Annotated in this window: 8 protein-coding genes and 3 pseudogenes; 7 read left to right on the top strand and 4 right to left on the bottom strand. The window is 32.1% G+C overall.

The window, feature by feature from the left end:
• Window positions 1-145 precede the first annotated feature (145 nt).
• Together OPR42_RS01010 and OPR42_RS01005 are read right to left on the bottom strand one after the other, a co-directional pair.
• Window positions 146-1,585 (bottom strand): hypothetical protein, encoded by a 1,440-nt coding sequence (locus OPR42_RS01010; protein WP_264375774.1) that lies wholly within the window; start codon window positions 1,583-1,585, stop codon window positions 146-148.
• Between the two features lie 770 nt (window positions 1,586-2,355).
• Window positions 2,356-3,378, bottom strand: coding sequence for an IS110 family RNA-guided transposase (locus tag OPR42_RS01005; RefSeq protein WP_264375440.1), 1,023 nt, complete (start codon window positions 3,376-3,378; stop codon window positions 2,356-2,358).
• Window positions 3,379-3,836: 458 nt separating this feature from the next.
• Between OPR42_RS01005 and OPR42_RS01000 the strand changes: the two genes are divergently transcribed.
• A complete protein-coding gene (locus tag OPR42_RS01000) occupies window positions 3,837-7,496 on the top strand; it encodes an ankyrin repeat domain-containing protein (RefSeq protein WP_265041546.1) in 3,660 nt (1,219 codons plus the stop codon).
• Between the two features lie 70 nt (window positions 7,497-7,566).
• Here OPR42_RS01000 and OPR42_RS00995 read toward each other — a convergent pair.
• Window positions 7,567-8,377, bottom strand: a pseudogene (locus OPR42_RS00995) (IS630 family transposase).
• Window positions 8,378-8,495: 118 nt separating this feature from the next.
• Between OPR42_RS00995 and OPR42_RS00990 the strand changes: the two are divergent.
• The 5 genes and pseudogenes from OPR42_RS00990 (at window position 8,496) to OPR42_RS08865 (ending at window position 12,225) form a co-directional block, all read left to right on the top strand.
• Window positions 8,496-8,624: a hypothetical protein gene (locus OPR42_RS00990; protein WP_264376161.1), complete on the top strand. Its 129-nt coding sequence runs from the start codon at window positions 8,496-8,498 to the stop codon at window positions 8,622-8,624.
• Window positions 8,590-9,523, top strand: a pseudogene (locus OPR42_RS08785) (reverse transcriptase domain-containing protein); the annotation flags it as partial. The gene OPR42_RS00990 and the pseudogene OPR42_RS08785, both read left to right, overlap by 35 nt.
• A gap of 102 nt (window positions 9,524-9,625) precedes the next feature.
• A complete protein-coding gene (locus OPR42_RS08780; RefSeq protein WP_395461303.1) occupies window positions 9,626-10,060 on the top strand; it encodes a group II intron maturase-specific domain-containing protein in 435 nt (144 codons plus the stop codon).
• Window positions 10,061-10,514: 454 nt separating this feature from the next.
• Complete coding sequence (locus tag OPR42_RS00975) at window positions 10,515-11,243, top strand: ankyrin repeat domain-containing protein (RefSeq protein ID WP_265041543.1); 729 nt, start codon at window positions 10,515-10,517, stop codon at window positions 11,241-11,243.
• Window positions 11,244-11,317: 74 nt separating this feature from the next.
• Window positions 11,318-12,225 (top strand): annotated as a pseudogene (locus tag OPR42_RS08865) (IS5 family transposase).
• Window positions 12,226-12,318: 93 nt separating this feature from the next.
• Here the strand turns inward: OPR42_RS08865 and odhB are convergent.
• A complete protein-coding gene (odhB, locus tag OPR42_RS00960) occupies window positions 12,319-13,491 on the bottom strand; it encodes a 2-oxoglutarate dehydrogenase complex dihydrolipoyllysine-residue succinyltransferase (RefSeq protein ID WP_265041542.1) in 1,173 nt (390 codons plus the stop codon).
• Between the two features lie 150 nt (window positions 13,492-13,641).
• Here odhB and OPR42_RS00955 point away from each other — a divergent pair, with 150 nt between their 5' ends.
• Window positions 13,642-15,939 carry a hypothetical protein gene (locus OPR42_RS00955; protein ID WP_265041541.1) on the top strand — a complete coding sequence of 766 codons (2,298 nt, stop codon included), beginning with the start codon at window positions 13,642-13,644 and terminating at the stop codon, window positions 15,937-15,939.
• Window positions 15,940-16,090: the final 151 nt, after the last annotated feature.

The raw sequence follows: 16,090 nt of genomic DNA, 5'->3' as shown, positions 1-16,090 counted from the left end.
ATACTTACCCCTCTAAGATACATAATACATTATATGCGATATGTAACATTAAGTCAATAACCATAATCTTTTTACTACTTATGTCGTTTGTTAAGTTTTTATGGTGAGTAATATAAGATCTTTAGACAATCAAGCAGTTTAGCATTTACCCTACAGTACGGCTTGTTGTCTGTTTTGAATTTGTTACTATCTCACACCAACTATTTTTTTTCTTTTCATTAGATAAGGTAATTTTTTCAGAAGATTGACGTAGTGTTTCATGTTTTTCAAAATATCCTCGTTTAATCGCATCATGTACTGAATATCCACCAAGTAAGCAATTTTCTCCTATTTCTTCCTTATCTTTTAATTGATCAAGTTTCTTCTTGTCATCGTCACTTATCTTTACTTCAATTTTATTGTTGTCTTTATCACTAGAACGTAGATGAATACTAATCTTTCCTACTTCAGTAGTAAAAGACATTTCAATGCCACCTTCTAAAACGTCTGTATAATTTCTTTTTCCTCCTACATTTTCAACTCTTACTATACTCTTTCCAACATGAAATATATGATGTCTAAAACTTAAATCTTTCACTTTTGGATTATTTATAACTTTTGCAACCTCAACAGTGCTATCTTGCGAATATTTTACATAAAAATATCCATTATCCATTTCTACGTGTAAAGCTTTGCCTTGGGCACTACTGTTTATAATACCTTCATCTGCTACACTTTTTAGCTTGTTATCGATTTCTTCACGTTCTGCAAAAATCTCATAACTGAACCCATAAGTTGCATACAATAACTTATCATCATAAAAGGAACTGCATTTTACTCTTCCACCTTTTAATAGTAAATTACTCATGATATTGCGTATAATACCTATATTTTTATCATCTGATACACCCTCGTAGGCAGGAATATCTCTTATTCCCTTAGAAACTAAACTTGTTATAGTCTCACTATCGTCTGATAAACTCTCATAAGGTGGTAATCCCTTATGCTGTCGTATTCTATCAGGGATATTTCTTATTTCCTTAAAAATTAAACTTGTTATAGTATACTTATCATCGTTATATTTTGAATTGAGTCTTATCCCTTTTTGCAAATATTTATTTGTTATGCACTCTATACGCTCTAAAGCAGTGTTTGTAAAATTTTCATGCTTATCCCTATAACCTTGATCATTTTTTGCTACTACATCTTTTAACTCTTTACGAAATTCATCAATTAGACTTCTCTCACTTTCAGTCAGTGGTAGATCTAGCTTAATTAAAGCAGAGTCTCTTGGACTAATAGGGTAATTTTTCCAATATAAATCAATATCATCAGTTTTACTCTGATACGACAATGTATGTTTTACACATGTGTCAACAGCCTCCCTAGTTTCATGTCTCTGATCAAGGTCATAACATTCCGAACGATTACTTATTCCTTGGAAAAACAAACTATAATCACCTAAATCTGCTACGTCATTTTCAGGAGTTGGTCCCTCATTGCTATTACGCTCAATTTTTGAATGCCATGGCTCAGTATTTAATTCCTCTCCTAGCTTTTGTTCACTGATAGATTCTACAACATATTTTACTGACTCTGTAACCATACTACCTCCTAGCCTAGATATAGAATATATTATGTACAATATATAATATTGGTCAAGCTAATTTCAACACAATCTTTTTACTACTCATATTTTTGTTAAGTTTTTATGGTGAGTAACAATGGAGTATGTAGATAGGTTAAAAGTTGTTTATTACTGGAAGTTTTAGCCAATTTTACTATAGATCAACAAAATTGAGAACACCAGCTATATTGAATATATAGGAATATGATGCTTTAAAGGAGTACGGAAACTGCTGAAGCTTATACAGTAACCTGCGGAGCCACTTCAGCAGAATAAACAAACACATGCCAGTATTAGTAGAGAATTATTTATAAGTCAACTAACTTTTTCAAAAAATATTTTAGTGAAGATACCATGCTAGCTAAAGAATTGAATTATTGACTCTTCCTAAGATTGCAAAAAAGGTTGTATATTTGTGAGAACAAGCCGTGTAAAAATAAGGTTATAAAAATAGAAGATTTAAATTATTTTCATAAGCTTAGGCAAAATAGTTCGTATATAGATATGGATGAAATGCGCTAATATGGATAGTTTTAGCGTATAATGAAATCACTATATTAAAAAGTTCGTATGGTACACATGGTAGATACCGTCTTGTCAGTCAACAAGAAAATTATAGAAATTGAATCTTAAGCTGTATTACGAAATCAAAAAATACTTTCTATCAACATATACACTAACCAACTACATTAAATAAATTTGTGTAAAATGCTATTTTACATAAGATAGAAAGTACGCATTTTTTGATTTTAAAGTACTAAATTCTCCTCCAACCGCTTTGCCCTGTAATTCTTGATATGGTCAGGATTAAAAGCACTTTTGGATTTTAGAACACCGAAAATGATATGGAGTAGCTTACGCATTGCAGCACCAACGATAGCCATATTATGCTTACCCTTTTCCTTTAATCTCTGGCAAAAACTAATAATGATAGGATTGTGATTCTTAGCTACTATAGCAGGAAAGAAAAGTGCTTTACGTAATGTTTGTGAACCGGATTTACTTAATCTGGGTTTGGCATATACAGAGGAACCTGACGTCATATTTCGTGGTATAACTCCTGTATATGCTGCCAATTGCCTGGCATCTCTAAAAACCTCTATGTCAGGAACTTCAGCTAAAATAGCTATTGCTGATTCTTCTCCTATTCCTGGAATAGTCAATAGAAGTTGAAAATTTTCCAACAATTCTTTATGTTGATTTAATAGTTCACGTACGGAGTTTTTTATTGTTTCTATTTTTTGAGCTATATTCATTGCAAGGTCTTCCCAAGCACTTGCAACTTCTTTAAGCAGTCTCTCTTTTTTTTCTAAGTGGTTATTTACTAATGTTAACTCATCTTTTAACGCAACTGAGCAACGATAAAGATGTTTTAATTTTTTCATTTCAGGAGAAGGTGGTGTCCAACTAGAAGGTTCCTGTCTTTGGCAATAATCAGCAATAACTTCTGCATCGGTCTGATCATTCTTTTGTCGTATCAGCTTACTCCTTGCATAAGATTTTATGCAATAAGGATTTACAACACTAACAGAATGTCCAGCGTTGTGCAGAAACTCAGCCAAAGCTTCGCTATAACAACCAGTAGCCTCCATGCAGGCTTTTACTTCTTCTACATTATGTTTTTGTAGAAAGCTAAGTAAACCTTGAAACCCAGAATCCTCGTTTTTAAAACTCCTTTTTCTAGTTTCACATCTTCCTTTTTTGCTTATGAACGAGAGAAAAACATCAAAGCGATCTTTCGATACATCTATACCTAAAAAGTTGTTGATCATATATAACCCCATGCGTTACCATTAAAAATGAAAAGTAAGGCTAGTCTTGTGAATACAGAATTAGAACCATTTAGGTTTTTCTACGATACCGTCCAGCCTGTACTCTTGAGAAGAGAACTCTTATCTACCTTACAGATTTTATATCTAAGACCACTGACAGAGTTCTTCTCTTCTCCATCTAATGCTTAAGCTTAAAACATTAGATGCTTTTTACAAGATACAAGACCAACGCATCCCAAAACAAACTCTTCTCTCACTAGCCGGTTTTAGTTATTAGAGACGATCAAATTACTCAGGTCATTTAATACCAAACAAGTATAAATTTATTTCATTACTTATCTAATTACAAGATAAGAATTACGTATTAATAAATAATAAAGGTTAATCTAGTAATAAATATATTGACGCATTAATAATATTATTATATTCTTAATATAATTAAATAGTTAATAAAAGTTATGAGTATTGTATTTTATTGTGAAGAGTTTAATGACTGTGATTTAGACAATGGTAAAACTCCTTTAAGGAAAAAGTTCAATGAAATAATTAAAGATTTAGAGGAAAACAACAGTACAAGCCAAGGAAATATAAAGTTAATAAAAGGTGATGGGAATATTGAATATTTTCGAGCTAAATTAAGTGATAGTGACAGATTACTATTTACGAGGAGAAAACATAATGACAAAGATGCTTTTGTTATTTTAGAAGTAATTCTGAATCATGATTATCATAAGTCTAAATTTTTAACGAATAGAGAGAAAATAAGAAACATAAAAATAATAGGTGAAGAAGTTCCTGATACAGTAGAGATTGAAGATGCTCCACAAGTTAGTTATCTCGGTAAATTTATTACTTTTAGTGCAAAGCAGGAAGATATAGTTGAAAGGATTGAATTGCCTTTAGTTATCAATGGAGCTGCTGGTAGTGGAAAGACATCAGTGGCTTTGGAGAGCCTAAAAAGGATAAAAGAGAAGTTCGAGGAAGGAAAAGTTCTATATATTACCCAGTCTGAAAATCTTATAAAACAATCAAAAGAATTATTTGAATACGAATACTATGATGAAATTGCTGGTGAATTCAAGATTGGCATTCCAGAAAGAATTGAGTTCTTATCTCTTCATGAGTTTCTTGAAAAGAAAGCAGAAGATATAAAAGGAAAGAAGCCAATTGATAGAAATAAGTTTTTTTCATGGTTCGATGAAATATGCAAGAAAGATAAATTTAAGGAGTATAAAAAAGACGGAGATAAAATATTCGAAGAATTTACAGCTGTAATAGGGGGAAAAGGCTTATTAGGAGAGAACGGAAAAGACCTATATGAGAAATTAGGAAAGAGAGAATCTATGTTTCCTGAGAATGAAAGGAGTAATATTTATGATTTTTTTAAAGAGTACAGGAAGTTTATAGAAAAAGATTCAGAGTATTATGATACTAATCTTGTTACTCATCAATGCATTACAGAAGGAATGTATGATGCGATTGTTGTAGATGAAGTTCAGGATTTAACTGAGAGCACATTAGATCTGGTGTTAAAGAGTTTAAAAGATGAGAATAAGAGTAACTTTTTACTATGTGGTGATGTTAATCAAGTAATACATCCAAGTTTTTTCTCTTTATCTAAGTTAAAATCTTTTCTTTGTCAAAATAGATATATAATGAGCCAAGGATCGGGAGTTTTTTATACCCTTGAGAGGAATTATCGTAATAGTGAGCAAGTTATTGAATTCGCCAATCGTATACTACATCTTAAGAATTATTGTTTTGCTTCAGAAGATAAAATAACAGTAGACAACGCTTTTTTCATGAAGAGTGAGACTAAGAAGAAAGGGAACGTTGGCTTTATTACTGATGATAAAAAAGAAGAAATAGCAAAACAAGTAAATGAATCTATAAATTGCGCTGTTTTAGTTCTGAATGATGAAAGTAAAAAAAGTGCACGTCAGTTATTTGATACTCCACTTGTGTTTAATATACATGAAGCCAAAGGCTTGGAATTTGAAAATGTGATTCTTTACAAGTTTACATCATGTAAAGCTTATAATGAAATATGGAAGATAGCATGTACGGATAAAAGTGACGGGGAGATAGATAATACTATTAATAGAATTCGTGATTCATACAATGAAAAGGAAGTTAACACTTCAAGAAATAAGGATAAGAAAGATAAGTCTTTGGAGAAATATAAATTTTATATGAACGCTCTGTATGTTGGAGTTACTCGTGCTGCTAGTAATGTCTACATTATAGATGATAAAAGTAATTTATTGAAAATAATAGAACCAGGGGAAGAAGATAATGTAAATATTGAGCAAGAAAAATCGAGTCCTGAGGAATGGAGAAAGAAGGCACTAGAGTTAATAGAGAAAGGAAACATAGAGCAAGCTGAACGTATAGCAACAAAATTGCAAAAGGAAGGAAAAAGAGAATATGCTGAAGAGGTTACGAATGCGTTGAAAGCTAATAGAGATCATGAAAAGGATCAGGCCTTAGATAAAAACAAGCGTGCAAATTCAGTGTTAGAGAGTGATATAAGTTCTAGGTCTTCACAAAGCTCAGAACATGAAGGAGATGATATTAGCAAACCTCAGAGTAAAGAAAGTAGACATAATAAAAACAAAAAGAAGAAAGCTAAAAAACGCCATCAAGTTCAAGAGGTGGAACCACAGCTTTCTTTAGAAGATAGTACTAGTCAGAGTAAAAAACCTCAGAATGTAAGGCATAATCAGGATCTAAATGATGAAAAGGAATCAAAAAGATTAGAAAAGAATACAAAGGAATTATTTTTAGCTTTAAGAAATAAAAATCCGAAAAAGGCTAAAAGATTAATTGAGCAAGGAGTTAATGTTCATGCTAGAGATAAGATAGGTAGTACTGCTTTACATTGGGCAGCAGAAAATGGTTATTATGAAGTAGTTCACTCTCTTCTGAGTAATGGAGCTGAGATTAATGTTAAAATTGATAGGGAAGATTTTACTCCTTTAAATGCGGCAGTAGTGGGTGGTCACTATGATATAGTTGCACTTTTTCTAGAGAAAGGAGCTGACATTCATACTAAAGCTACTGGAAAATATGCAGGATATACTTCTTTACATTTTGCAGCAGAAAAGAATCACCTTGATATAGTGAAACTTCTTCTGGATTATAGAGCTGATGTTAATGCTAAAGATGATTCAGGTAAGACTCCATTACATCTTGCAGCAGGAAAGGATTATAAGTATGTAGTTGAATTCTTTCTGAAGCATGGGGCAAATGTTGATTATAAAGCTACTGGAAACTATCAAGATTTTACTCCTTTGCATTTTGCAGCACACAGGGATGCTAGGAATGTAGTTACACTTCTTCTGAATAATAAGGCTGACGTTTATGCTAAGACCGCTGGAAAGTACAAAGAATATACTGCTCTACATTTAGCAACAATATCTGATTCTGTTGAAACAGTTAAACTTCTTCTGAATTATGGAGTTGATGTTAATGCTAAGTGGATACAAAATGCTACTTTTTTACACTTAGCAGCATTATCTGGTTCTGTTGAAACAGTTAAACTTCTCCTAGATTATGGAGCTGATATTAATGCTAAGACTGAGGAAGGTAACACTCCTTTGTCGTTAGCACTAAAAAATAGCTATTCCAAGATTATTGACCTTCTGCTTGCTGACCCAAATATTAATATTGGTTGTATAGATCTCAAATCCGTTAAAAATGAAGGAGATAAAAGAAAATGTGTTATAAAAAGAGTTCAAGATGGTGAGTTGTTTAATAAGGTAAAAGAAGCGGCAAATGAAAAGGATACGCGTAAGCTAGATAAATTACTCAAAGAGATAAAAGAGTTACTAGAATCAAAGAAGAAACATGGTTTCAAACCAAGCTTAAACTACTCTCCAGATGGTAATGATGAAAATACGACTATTGAAATTGCCATTAACGCTGGTGGAAAGTTACTGCATCTTTTATATGATTATGCTGAGAAGAATATAGATAAAAACACTAAAATATTTAAAAAACTAAAACGTGCTAAAGAAAACTCTCAATCTAAGGGAGATCTTTGTGATGTTTCTGTTTTAAAACATTCTACTCCAGATCAAGGCTTTGTATTTAGTAATGGTTATGGAGTAATTTGAGGGTATGATAAAATATGAAGAAATTCCATCAAAGGAGAAGTATAGCTCTTTTCATAATAGTCCGAAAAGCTTATAGAAAAGCGGAATCAACAGCATGACGAAAAGATGTGAATAGAGGACTAGCTCTGTTTTTTATAGCAAACCAATGATGCTCAATTTTGTTAAAATCGGGAGAATAAGGCGGTAGATATAAAATTTCTGCGCCAACTCCTTTAGCAAATCTTATTAGACTTATGAAAAGTAGCATTATCAAGGATAACAGTTTGTCCAGGTTTCAAAATCGGTGTCAGAAACTGCTCAAACCATTTATTAAAGATATCCATATTACAGTGGCCTTCAAATGTTAACGGAACAACTATTTTTCTGCCGTTTAAGGCTGCAATCATACTGATTCGTTGAATTTTTTTACCAGATTTTAGAGCATAAAACCTCTGTCCCTTCTGGCAATATCCATAACTCGGTGTCCAGACTCATCTATATAAACTAAGTTTTGAGGTTCTTTTGTTGCTATAATTTTCAAAAATTCAGCGCGTTTTTCTTCGTTTCTTTCTTTGTATCCATATGTCTTTTTTTGCGTGTGAGTCCAATTTTTTTAAGAGCTCGATGGATCGTTGGGATACTAACATTGCTCCAAAGCTTAGCCATTTCCGATACCACCATATTTTTTAGCAAATTCAGTAAATTTATTCCAGTCAGTAATTTTGTGATTATAACCTCCATTTCCAAGTTTTTTTGACTGAAAATCTCCTGTTTCTTTTCTTCTTTGCTGCCACTCCCATAACGTAGTTCTTCCAATTTTAAATCTTGCTGCCACCGTTTCCCTGCTTTCTCCTTCTTCTAGTGCTTCCATTGCTTTTTTTATAACTATATGCTGCTGGCATCCTTACCTTCACTACTATAAAACCTTATTTTACCTCGTTTGGACTATTATGAAAAGAGCTATAACTAAGAAGGTGGCCCACTAAATGCTTCTATGTGGAGGGATTGTTTAAGAAGCTAATGCCTAAAGTAATATTTGGGATATGCAGACGTAAACACTTTAATTTGGAAGGTAAAGTTGTGAATAGTAGTGAATATGTTATGAGCCAACAAAATGTTAAGTATGAATGGAATTTGGCGCAAGCTTGAGAAATCTTCATTTAAGCTACAAAAACGAATTTACCGAGCTTCACAATGTAATGATATGAAGATGCATAATCTTCAGAGGTTATTACTAAAGTCAACAAGTGCAAGAATGCTCGCTGTTAGAAGGGTAACTCAGGATAACAAAGGGAAAAAGACTTCAGGCATTGATGGAAAGTCTAATCTTAATAAAAAGGAAAGATTGCTATTAGCAAATTCCTTAAATATAAGAGAGAAGGCAAAGCCATCAAGACGGGTATGGATCCCAAAATCTGATAGGCCATCGGAGTATCGCCCGCTCGGTATTCCTACAATAGCAGATAGAGCAAAGCAAACACTTGTTAAAATGGCACTAGAACCGGAATGGGAAGCAAAGTTTGAGCCTAACACTTACGGTTTTAGATCTGGTAGATCGTGTCATGATGCAATAGCAGCTATATTTATCGCACTTGGTCAGAAAACAGCATTTATACTAGATGCTGATATTTCCGGATGCTTTGAAACATTCTGTACTGCTTGAAAAACTTAATACCACACCAACTTTAAAGAGAATTATAAAAGGATGGTTGAAAGCAGGCATTATGGAAGATAGAAAGTTCAGTCCTACCAAACGTGGCACAATTCAAGGTGGAGCAATTTCTCCATTACTTGCATGTGTAGCACTATATGGACTAGAACAGAATATCAAAGAAGAACTTAAGGAAGAACTTTTCCAATATGCGAAAAAGAAATATAGCAGGGTGTCTCGCAAGCAGGCGCAAAATTCAGTTAGTGTAATTACGTACGCTGATGATTTTGTGGTATTACACGAGAGCGAGGAACTTGTGATGAAGGCAAAGGTTCTAACTGAAAAATGGCTAAAACCCGTTGGACTAGAATTAAAGTCATCAAAGACAAGAATTGCACATACACTGAAATCCCTAAATGGGGAAAAGCCAGGATTTGATTTTCTTGGATTTTCAATAAGGCATTATCAAACACGTCAAAATAAGAGAGGTTACAAGTTATTGATTAAACCAAGTCGTAAATCTATAAGTCAACACTTGTTATCTATAAAACATAAGCTTAAAGAGTTGCGAGCAGCGCCACAAGAAACTGTAATAAAAGAACTTAATCCAATAATAAGGGGTTGGAGCCAATATTACATCTCGGTAGTCTCAAGCAAAGTCTTTAATTTATTAGACTACTCTATGCATAACAAACTTTGGAAATGGGCTGTCTATAGACACCATGACAAAAGAAGGTGTTGGGTTAAAAGAAAATACTTTAAAAAGTATGGTAACGACAATTGGAGATATATGGTAAATAACAAATTATATCTTATTAGACATAGGGATCATGCTATTAAACGACATATCAAAGTAAATGGAAATAGATCTCCGTATGATGGAGATTGGCCATATTGGGGAAATCGTTTAAGTAAATTACCAGATCACGAGTAATAAAATTACTGAAGTTACAGCAAGGTAAATGTAATTATTGTTATCTTTGGTTTAGGTTTAACACATGTACATCATCAAGATTGCAATAATAACATGAAAAATCTATCCTTGCTTCATAAGCACTGCCACGATCAATTACATGGAAGTATGTATACCAAATTAGAGAGAAGCCGGATGATGGGAAGTCCGGTTTTGAAGTCGAGTGGGGAGAGGTGACTTTCTCCACTTAGATAACTCACTAGCTGGTTTTGAGTTCTGGAAATGGTTATTTATCTAAATTTTTAGTAGAATGTATTGCTAGGCCAAAGAGATATATAACTCTTTAGTCAAAAACTTAAATAAAATAGCCTGAAGATAAAATATTAAAAGACACATAAAAACTACTTGCATTGCCAATTGTATTGATTAGCATATAATAAAATTTAGGTTTTTATGTGAAATAGAGAGGGATTTTATGCAAGATATAAAGACTAACCCACAAGCAACTAGTTCAGATAGGGAAGAAAAATCTTTTCAGTTTAAAAATAGAATAAGACGTCAATATAACCCTGATGATACTAATATTGCCAAGTTGTTTCTTATGATACGTGAACACAAAACGGGCAATCCTGAGCTAGACAAGACTAATGCAATTACAGAATTACTTACTCAAGTAGAAAATATTAATGATATAGATCTCAATGATGGTGGTAATACACCACTACATGCTGCTGTAAGCAAAGAACATCAAGACATTGTCGAACTTCTTTTGAATGTGTCTGGTATAGACCAAAACATTAAAAATAATCAAGGTAAAACTCCACTCGATATTGCTAAGCAATCCAATAAGGAAAAGATTATTGAAACTTTAGAAGAACATTTAACAGAATCTTCTAATCAAGCAGAAAGACTTTCTGCGCAAGAAAAGGAAGTGCATGAAAAGCTCAGAAAGTTTGTTGAAGATTTTGTTTTTATTTATGAACGCTCTTTATCAGAGTACTATGAGAGACTAGAAAATCAAATAGGAAAGCCAGGTAAATGGGCTGAGTTTGCTAATAAAATAATGGATATAGGAAACAGTGGAACAGAAGACATAAAAATAAAGGCCTTTTCTCTTATTGGAATTAAAGTTCTTCAAGAAGCAATATTCAGCATTGGTAGTAGTTATAATAGAGCAGAGCTGGCTTTGTTGCATAGCGAGTAGAGATGGGAGAAAAAAAGGGAGAAAATCTAAAGAAAGTGGTTACTCTATTAAGAAATGAACATTTTGTAGAGTATATGCCACAGAAGATGAAAGTCAGTAGTCATAAAGAGTATAATCAATTTTTAGAAAAAAGAGGAAATGTCTTTCATTTTATCGATGAAGCTATAGAAAACTGGTACGAAAGTTCAGAAAAAATTCCTGGAGATTTATAGCGATAAGGTTGTTATTGCAGTACATATAGTTGTTAATCTATTTAGAATAGGCTTAAGGCAAGCAGTTGGATTTATAAAAGGATATTTACAAAGTATAGTGAAGAATCTCCAAGTATTCACAAGCTTCTCGTCAAACTTAATTTGAAATTATGTGACCACAGAACAGATAAAAATGACATAGAGAATATTGAAATTGCTATAGATAGTACTGTAATCCATATTTATAGTAACAGTACTCAACATAACAAAGATAACGCCAAGATAAGGAAGTATAATGGTACAGATCAAATAAGAAAGCTACATGTTGCTTTGGACGAAAACAGCAAAAAGGCAATAGCAATTCGATATACTAATTTTCTTTCACATGATAGCATCTAAAATACTAAAGGAAATGGGTGATATCTATAAGATTAAGTCTCTGCGTGCAGATGGAGCTTATGATACAGATAATTTATATAAGTTGTGCAATCAATACAATTTGAAACCCATCATAAAGCCAAGAAAAAATCTGCAGCAATATAGATTATCTATCAGAAAGAAACAACAACATTAGTATAAGGAAAACTTACAATTTAACCCACTGGAAAAAGAAGACAAGGTATGAAATACGTTCACGTATCGAGAGTTTTTTCCTGAGGCTCAAAAAAACATTTGGATTTAGTTTTAAGAATAAATCTGAGGTAAATCGCTCTCAAGAGGTGCTTTTAAAATGCTATTTGATTAATAACTTTACTGATATAGGTATGCCTATTTTCAAATTTGCCTCGTAAATTCCTTTCATTACTCCTCCTCATTCCTTGCCATTCAACAAAGCCACCCATCTTGAAAACTTCAGAAAAACTTACTTGTCGCTTTTAACCTGCTTAAATTTCCAAAACCAATCTATTTGGATCTTCTATGTAATTTTTGATTTTCACAAGGAAAGTAACTGCTCCTTTGCCATCAACTATTCTGTGATCGTAAGAGAGGGCAATGTACATCATAGGTCTGATTTCAATTGAGTTACTCACAGCAACTGGCCTGTTTTGTATAGTATGCATTCCAAGTATTCCAGATTGCGGAGGGTTTATTATCGGAGTAGAAAGAAGTGAACCATACACACCACCGTTTGAGATAGTAAATGTTGCACCTTCCATTTCCGATACTTGCAGCTTACCTTCTCGTGCTTTTTTGCCAAGAGCAACTAAAGTTAGTTCAATTTCAGCAAATGACATTTGATCAGCATCACGAATAACTGGTACAACAAGACCTTTGTCAGTGCCAACAGCAACACCTATGTCATAGTAATTTTTATATACAATTTCATCACATGAAATCTCAGCGTTAATCTCACGAATTTCTTTTAGTGCTTGCACTGCTGCCTTTATAAAAAACGACATGAAACCCAGTTTTATTCCATATTTCTTTTCAAAAGTTTCTTTATACTTTGCCCTCAGATCCATGACGTTTTTCATGTCAATTTCATTGAACGTGGTCAGTATTGCAGCAGTATTTTGCGATGCTTTCAAACGAGCAGATATTACTCGCCTTATTTTGCTCATTTTCACTCGCTCTTCTCTTCTCTCTCCACTTACTACACTTTTTGGCGATTCATATTGTTTTACCGGAGGTTGTTCAGCTTTACTCATATGGTCTATCACATCCGCTTTAGTTATTCTGCCTCCCATGCCAGTTCCTTTTACATTTTCTGCACTAATTGCATTTTCTTCCATAATTTTACGAGCTGAAGGGGCATCTTTTTTATCAGCGCTTTCGCCTTTATCTTCTTTTTTCACTTCTTCTTTTACTTCTCCTACAGCAAGTTTTGCCAGTAATTGATCAGGGCTGATTACATCATCTTCTTTCACAAAAAATTCGGTTATTTGTCCTGAAGCTTCTGCAGTTAGTTCTAGCGCCGTTTTATCAGTTTCAATTTCAAAGATCAAGTCATCTACTTTTATTGCTTCACCGATATTTTTCTTTATTTTTACTATACCTTCCGTAACCGATTCACCACCAAGAGTTTTTGGTGCTCTGACTTCTATAATTTTGCTCATAAAACAACTTCTTTATAAAACTTTCTATAAATTTATACATGAAAAGAAACATAAATAAACTAATAAATTCATTAGGCCTTTTATCATAATGCTTGATTATTTCTTTTTATATATTTAAAATCAAAATACTAAGTAAATTGAAATAAGATTATGGATTTTGATAAAGCAGGCAATGCAGAAGATTTAGATAACGAAAAACTTCAACTGATATGTAAGGCTTATAACAGAGAATTACTATCAAATCAAAGAGTTATTGATGGCATCAATTCAATGAATTACAGTAAACTTAAAATCTTATGCAAGTATAATAATAAGTTTAGTTACAAAGGTATTGAAGAATTACTATCAGATAAAGAAATTGTTGATAACATCAACGATTACGATGATGAAATGTTGAGGTCTATGATAAATCATGCAACTTCGGAGCACAATATTCTAGAAATACTAAAAGGTGGAGAGGTTTGCAATACCAATAATGAATTTGAGAGTAGCGATAGTGAGGAAAATGAAGAAGATTATGGATATTATGATAATTCTGATTACGAGGAAGATGAAAAAAATGATCTGAATAACTTTGCTAAAGAAGCACTAGGAAATAAAGGAACTAATGAAAAACGTGTTGATGATGGTCAGTTTCATAATATTAATCACGTAATATTTATATACATGCTTAAAAGTAATAAGTTTACTGATAAAGATTTTACAAAGTTATACGACAATAAGGAAATTCTTGAACGCATTAATTCAGTTACTGATGAAAGATTTGAACTCATACTTAGTAGTAATAAGTTTGACGGTACCAGTATTATAGAATTACTAGAAAATCAAAATGCTGCTAGGAACATCGATCTTATTGATAAAGAAACGTTGAAATATATAATTGAGAATGATAAATTTAGTCTTAAAGATATCATAAAATTACTAGAAAATCAGGAAGTTGTTGAACGCATTAATTCGATTGGTCCTAAAAAATCTAAAATCATACTTAATAGTGGTAAGTTTGATGATATCAATATTATTGTAGAATTACTAAAAAATAAGAAAGTTGCTAAGAACATCAACCTTCTTAGTGAAGAACTGTTTGAACAAATAGTTAAGAATAATGAGTTTAGTAGTGAACATATTATAAAAGCACTAGAAGATCGAGAATTTATTAAGCTTATCAAATTGATTGATCCTGGAAAATCTAAAATCATACTTAATAGTGATAAGTTTAATGATACCAGTGTTATTGTAGAACTACTAAAAAACAAGGGAATTGCTGAGAACATCAATATTATTAGTGAAGAACTGCTTAAATACATAGTTAAAAGTGATAGGTTTAGTAGTGAATATATTATAAAAGTACTAAAAGATCGAGAATTTATTAAGCTTACTAATTTGATTGATTCTGAAAAATCTAAATCCGTATTTAGGAAATTTGATTATACCATTATTATAGAATTACTAAAAAACAAGGGAATTGCTGAGAACATCAATATTATTAGTGAAGAACTGCTTAAATACATAGTTAAAAGTGATAGGTTTAGTAGTGAATATACTATAAAAGTACTAAAAGATCGAGAATTTATTAAGCTTACTAATTTGATTGATTCTGAAAAATCTAAATCCGTATTTAGGAAATTTGATTATACCATTATTATAGAATTACTAAAAAATCAGGAAGTTGTTAAACGCATCAATTCGATGAATAGTGAAATATTTAACTTGATATTTAAATATCTTGATAAAGGATATATTATGGATTTACTGAAATATCAGAGTTTGTTTGATCAAATCAATTCTCTTGATGGGAATAAAGTTAGTATCATGATAAGTAATAATTTTTGTACAGATGAAGAGATTGTAGAAATACTAAAAGATCAGAGTTTACTCGCTCGAGTCAATTCTATTGATCTTGAAAAACTTGAACTTATATCTAATAGTAGTAAGTTTTATCGACCCATGATTATGGATTTACTAAAAAGTCAGAATTTTATCGATTCTATTAATACTGAAAAATTTCGACTTCTACTTAATAGTATCAAATTGCATGGCAAAAGGATTATAACACTACTAAAAGATCAAAATGCTGTTAAGCATATTAATGCTGTCAATAATGAAGAGCTAAAAGCAATAACAGATAATGTTACTGGTAAGGTATTTGTCAATATATTTAAAAATTTTAAACCTAGCGTAAAGTCGACTTTGAGGCTTGCTATACTCCTGCGTAAAGCTGGTAAAATTACAGATATTAATATCGATTACTTGAACAACAAGGAACGTATTTACGAAGATATAATTAAATATGTTTCCCAAGAGCTGGACATAAATATAGAGTCACTTATACCACTCCCTACATTTAAAAGATATACTGAATGCGAAGAACCTGTGTCAAAATTATATAATTTATCTTTAGAGCAGGTTATTGAGAATATAAATCCACATAAAAGAGCCAGGTATTCCTAACACCACTAAATTCATTTGTTTATAATAATTTCACTATACCGTAAAATCATCTATATTAGACTGTTTTTGCTATATTTTCTCTCCGCTTTTTCTTGGTAAGATCACTAAGCAGCTGATTGAGAAAATTTTTATAATATAGACCTTCGATGAT

Source organism: Wolbachia endosymbiont (group B) of Melanostoma mellinum (assembly GCF_947251465.1).
Taxonomy (GTDB): Bacteria; Pseudomonadota; Alphaproteobacteria; order Rickettsiales; family Anaplasmataceae; genus Wolbachia.
The sequence above is the reverse complement of the archived record's forward strand: the minus strand, read 5'-3'. Positions and strand labels throughout refer to the sequence as shown.

Excerpts from the sequence above, each read along its gene's own strand:
- OPR42_RS01010 (WP_264375774.1), bottom strand. The coding sequence starts at position 1,585 with ATGGTTACAGAGTCAGTAAAATATGTTGTAGAATCTATCAGTGAACAA.
- OPR42_RS01005 (WP_264375440.1), bottom strand. The coding sequence starts at position 3,378 with ATGATCAACAACTTTTTAGGTATAGATGTATCGAAAGATCGCTTTGAT.
- OPR42_RS01000 (WP_265041546.1), top strand. The coding sequence starts at position 3,837 with ATGAGTATTGTATTTTATTGTGAAGAGTTTAATGACTGTGATTTAGAC.
- OPR42_RS00990 (WP_264376161.1), top strand. The coding sequence starts at position 8,496 with ATGCCTAAAGTAATATTTGGGATATGCAGACGTAAACACTTTAATTTG.
- OPR42_RS00975 (WP_265041543.1), top strand. The coding sequence starts at position 10,515 with ATGCAAGATATAAAGACTAACCCACAAGCAACTAGTTCAGATAGGGAA.
- odhB (WP_265041542.1), bottom strand. The coding sequence starts at position 13,491 with ATGAGCAAAATTATAGAAGTCAGAGCACCAAAAACTCTTGGTGGTGAA.
- OPR42_RS00955 (WP_265041541.1), top strand. The coding sequence starts at position 13,642 with ATGGATTTTGATAAAGCAGGCAATGCAGAAGATTTAGATAACGAAAAA.